This window comes from Lentilactobacillus sp., from assembly GCF_040773105.1.
Taxonomy (GTDB): domain Bacteria; phylum Bacillota; class Bacilli; order Lactobacillales; family Lactobacillaceae; genus Lentilactobacillus; species Lentilactobacillus parabuchneri.
Genome location: NZ_JAXGWW010000176.1, coordinates 1 through 4,251 on the forward strand (window position 1 = coordinate 1; position 4,251 = coordinate 4,251).

At 42.8% G+C, this 4,251-nt stretch carries 3 protein-coding genes; all 3 read right to left on the reverse strand.

The annotated features are described in order from the left end of the window. A partial coding sequence (gene polA / locus AB3112_RS08750; RefSeq protein ID WP_367334308.1) for a DNA polymerase I occupies window positions 1-2,498 on the reverse strand: 2,498 nt, incomplete at its 3' end. A gap of 106 nt (window positions 2,499-2,604) precedes the next feature. Then, complete coding sequence (locus tag AB3112_RS08755; protein ID WP_057910443.1) at window positions 2,605-3,330, reverse strand: Bax inhibitor-1/YccA family protein; 726 nt, start codon at window positions 3,328-3,330, stop codon at window positions 2,605-2,607. Window positions 3,331-3,478: 148 nt separating this feature from the next. Next, window positions 3,479-4,251: glutamate ligase domain-containing protein (locus AB3112_RS08760; RefSeq protein ID WP_367334309.1), on the reverse strand; the 773-nt coding region annotated here is incomplete at its 5' end.

The window sequence follows — 4,251 nt, forward strand, 5'->3', positions numbered from 1 at the left end:
AGCATCTTCGTTTTCATATCTTTAATTGCTTCGTTCATATTGATCATGGCAATTTTGATAATATCGGCCGCACTGCCTTGAATCGGTGTATTCATTGCCGTCCGTTCAGCAAATGATCTCAGATTAAAGCTCTTGGAGTTGATATCCGGCAGATAACGGCGCCGATGGGCAATTGTTTCAACATAGCGGTGGTTGCGGGCAAATTTGACAATATCATCCATGTACTTCTTAACGCCCGGATATTCTTCAAAATACCGTTCAATAAATTGGTGGGCTTGTTTACGGGTAATACCAGTATTTTGAGATAAGCCAAAATCACTAATGCCGTAAACAATTCCAAAGTTAACTGCCTTTGCTTGACGTCGTAATTCAGGGGTGACGGCTTCGTTTGAGGGCAGACCGAAGATTCGCCGCGCAGTTGTCGCATGAATATCTTCTCCCTCTTTAAAGGCCTCCTGCATATTTTGATCACCCGTAATTGATGCCAACACCCGAAGTTCAATCTGAGAGTAATCAGATGAAAAAATCTGCCAACCTGGTTGTGTTGGTACGAAAGCTTGACGAATCAAGCGGCCTTCCTCAGTTCGAATCGGAATATTTTGCAAATTCGGGTCTACTGACGACAACCGACCAGTTTGTGTCAAGGTTTGCAGGTAGCGGGTATGCACCTTGCCGTCATCTTTATGAATCACTTTGAGCAACCCATCGATATAAGTCGATTGTAATTTAGCAATCTGGCGGTAGTCCAACACATTTTGAACGATCGGCGCGTCCGGTGCCAATTTTTCCAAAACATCGACTGAGGTTGAATACCCGGTCTTGGTCTTTTTCAAAATAGGCAACCGCAACTTTTCAAATAAAATCTTGCCAAGCTGCTTTGGAGACCCAATGTTGAACTCCTCCCCAGCTTCCTGGTAAATGGTCTGCTGAATCTCGGCAATCCGTTCCTTGAACTTGCTTCCCATCGCTTCAAGTGTTCCGGCGTCCACCTTAATTCCGTTAATTTCCATTTTCGCCAGCACAAACGCAATTTTGATTTCGATATCACGATAGAGCGTGGTTTGGTTATGTTCATCCAGATCCTTGAACATATCATCATGAAGTTGATCAATCGCTTTGGCTTTGTGAACAATATGCGCTAAAAATTCTGGTGATTGGGCATCAATCCGCCGTTTAGCACCCTTGCCATAGACTTCTTCGTCGGTTTTGATGTTGTAAAAGCCATGCAGATGCGCAACGGTCCCAACATCATTGCTATTATTAGTTGTATTAAGCAAATAAGAGACCAGCAGCATATCAAAATCAACGTTTTTTAGAATAATTGACTGTCGATAAAGCCCAACAAAGGTTCTTTTAGCGTCGAATAGATTCTTTTTAACGGTTTCAGAAGTCAATAACCGACTCACGTGAGGATCCTTTAACAGTTCGGGCTGATTTGTCACGTACCAGTGATCTCCCTGGCCCACCGCAAAACCAATTAATGGCGAGATGTGATAATTTTCCTCGGACATTTCCAAATGAAAGGAGACTTCGTCTTTAAACTGATCCAATTCTGACAGATTATCCTTCGTCAAAACGGTGTACTCAATTTTAGACTGATCCTCTGAATGGTCATTATCGTCAACCGAAAGTTTAGCCAAAAATGACTTAAAGCCCATCCGTTCATAGAAATCTGTCAGCTTATCAATATCGTCGCCCTTATAGTTTAAGTCGGCCAATGAAATGGTAATCGGGGCTTCCCGGTTAATCGTTGCTAGTTTGTGAGCCCGTCTAGCCTGATCCTCATCTTGAATCAGATGTTCTTTCAACTTTTTACCGGACACATCATCAATATTTTGATAAAGATTATCAATCGTCCCAAATTGCTGGATCAGCTTAAGCGCCGTTTTATCGCCAACTTTTTCAACCCCCGGGTAATTGTCGGAATTATCGCCTTTAAGCCCTTTAATTTCAATAATCTGGCTTGGCTTAACCCCCAGCTTTTCTTCTACGTGCTTTGGCGTATAGGTTTCCAGCTCGGTAACCCCTTTTTTAGACACTTGAACCGTTGTTTTATCAGAAGTGAGTTGTGTTAAATCACGATCCCCCGTCACAATGACAACCTCGTAATCACCGGAATCTTCGGCTTGTTTGGCCAGCGTTCCAATGATGTCGTCAGCTTCGTAATCAGGCAGTTCGTAAGTGGCAATTCCCCGATCGTTCACCAATTCCTTGATAAACGGGAATTGCTCCGACAGTTCAGTCGGCGTTTTAGCCCGGCCACCTTTGTAGTCAGCAAACATCTTGGTCCTAAAAGTGACCTTGCCGGCATCAAAAGCAACCAAAACATCGGTCGGCTGTTCATCATCCAACACTTTATCCAGCATCCGGTTAAAGCCATAAATGGCACTGGTGTGGAGGCCAGAGGGATTGGTAAATTTGTCCATGGCCGTATACAAGGCGTAGAAAGCTTTGAACGCGATACTGTTTCCATCAATCAATAATAATTTATTAGTCATAAGTTCTCCTCTGAATAAAACTGTTAATCTAATTTTACCACGACAGAAACTAAAAAACGATCAACCAGAAATGGTTAATCGTTCATTGTAACTGAGGTTTTATAGATTAACGGTCGCTGCTGTTACCAAAGATTGACAACAACTGCAAGAACAGGTTGACAAAATCCAAGTACAGTTGAAGGGCACCAAAGACGGCTAATCCGTTCATTGAAATTTGACCACTGCCCGAATACTGATTGTACATTTGCTTCATTTTTTGTGTATCATAAGCCGTTAAGACGGTAAAAATCAATACCGCAATAATCGAGAAGACAAATGCAATCGCCGAGCTGCGCAGGAACATGTTAATGATCATCGCGATAATCAGCGCAATTAAGGCAGCTGATGCTTGCGCACCTATTCGATCCAGATTCTTATGAGTCACCAATCCGATCGTTGTCATCGTGATGAAGATGGCCGAAGCAGAGACAAAGGCAGCCGCAATTGAAGCGCCTGTATATGCCCAGGCAATTGTTGCAAACACAAACCCACTTAGGATTGCATACAGCATCAACACGGTGAACGCTAACGTTGGCCGCTTAAGTGCCTGCATGGAAACGACAAATGGCATGACGAACCATAAAATCATCCCGATCCACATGATCCCTTGATGGGTGGCAATATAAGTCGCCATTCCACCAGTAACGGATCCGGTAACGAGAAAAGCTGTGGCGGCAGATACCAAAACGGCTAAGCTCATCCAGCCATACATTCTAGTTAAGAAGGCATTCAGCCCAGCAGCATTATTCACAACTCTGCGAGCTTCCTGTTGTTCATTTGGATAATTGTTCATTCAATCCGCTCCCCTTTAAATTGTAAGTTCAAATATTGCACAACGACAAACATTTGGCAGTATTTATACTTATACTGTTAAGTAATTCTACCAAATAGAAGCCATTAATCAAGTAAATTTACTCGGATAACGACTTCTAAAAGATATCTTAATTAATTTTCTTGGTTAAATGGCTCAACAAATCTTCATAAGATTTTTCATATTTCTGGATGTCACCGGCGCCCATGAAAATGACCACATCATTGTCATAGTCCAATAATGGTGACATATTATCGACGGAAAGAATTCGGCCACCCTTGGTAATCTTTTTTGCCAGATCTTCACTGGAAACCTTCCCGTGACTTTCACGAGGTGAACTGTAAATGGACGTTAAGAAGACTTCATCGGCTAAGTTCAAACTCTTGGCGAAGTCATCCATTAACGCAATTGTTCGACTAAAGGTATGTGGCTGAAAGACGACCGCAATTTTTTTGCTTGGGTATTCCTGTCTGGCAGCATCAATTGTCGCCTTGATTTCAGTTGGATGATGCGCATAATCATCAATAATCGTCATCCCGGCAATTGTACGCTCGGCAAATCGACGCTTAACCCCTTGGAATGTTTGAAGTTCCTTACGAATTTCATCAAGATCAACGTCTTCGAAATAAGCAACCGCAATCACGGCTAACGAGTTGAAAATGTTATGCTCGCCGAACAGCGGTACCGAGAAATTACCAAGGTTTTTGCCCTTGTAGGTCACGTCAAAACTTGACCCGCTGGTCGTTCGTTTGACATCAACCGCTTGGAAATCATCCGTATCATGAAGACCATAATAATAAATCGGAACGTTGGCCTTTAATTCGCGAAGCCGTTTGTCATCACCCCAGGCAAAAATGCCCTTTTTGGTTTGATTGGCAAACGTTTGAAATGCTTCTTGCACAT

Coding starts and splice junctions, on each gene's coding strand:
- AB3112_RS08755 (WP_057910443.1), bottom strand. CDS start 3,330: ATGAACAATTATCCAAATGAACAACAGGAAGCTCGCAGAGTTGTGAAT.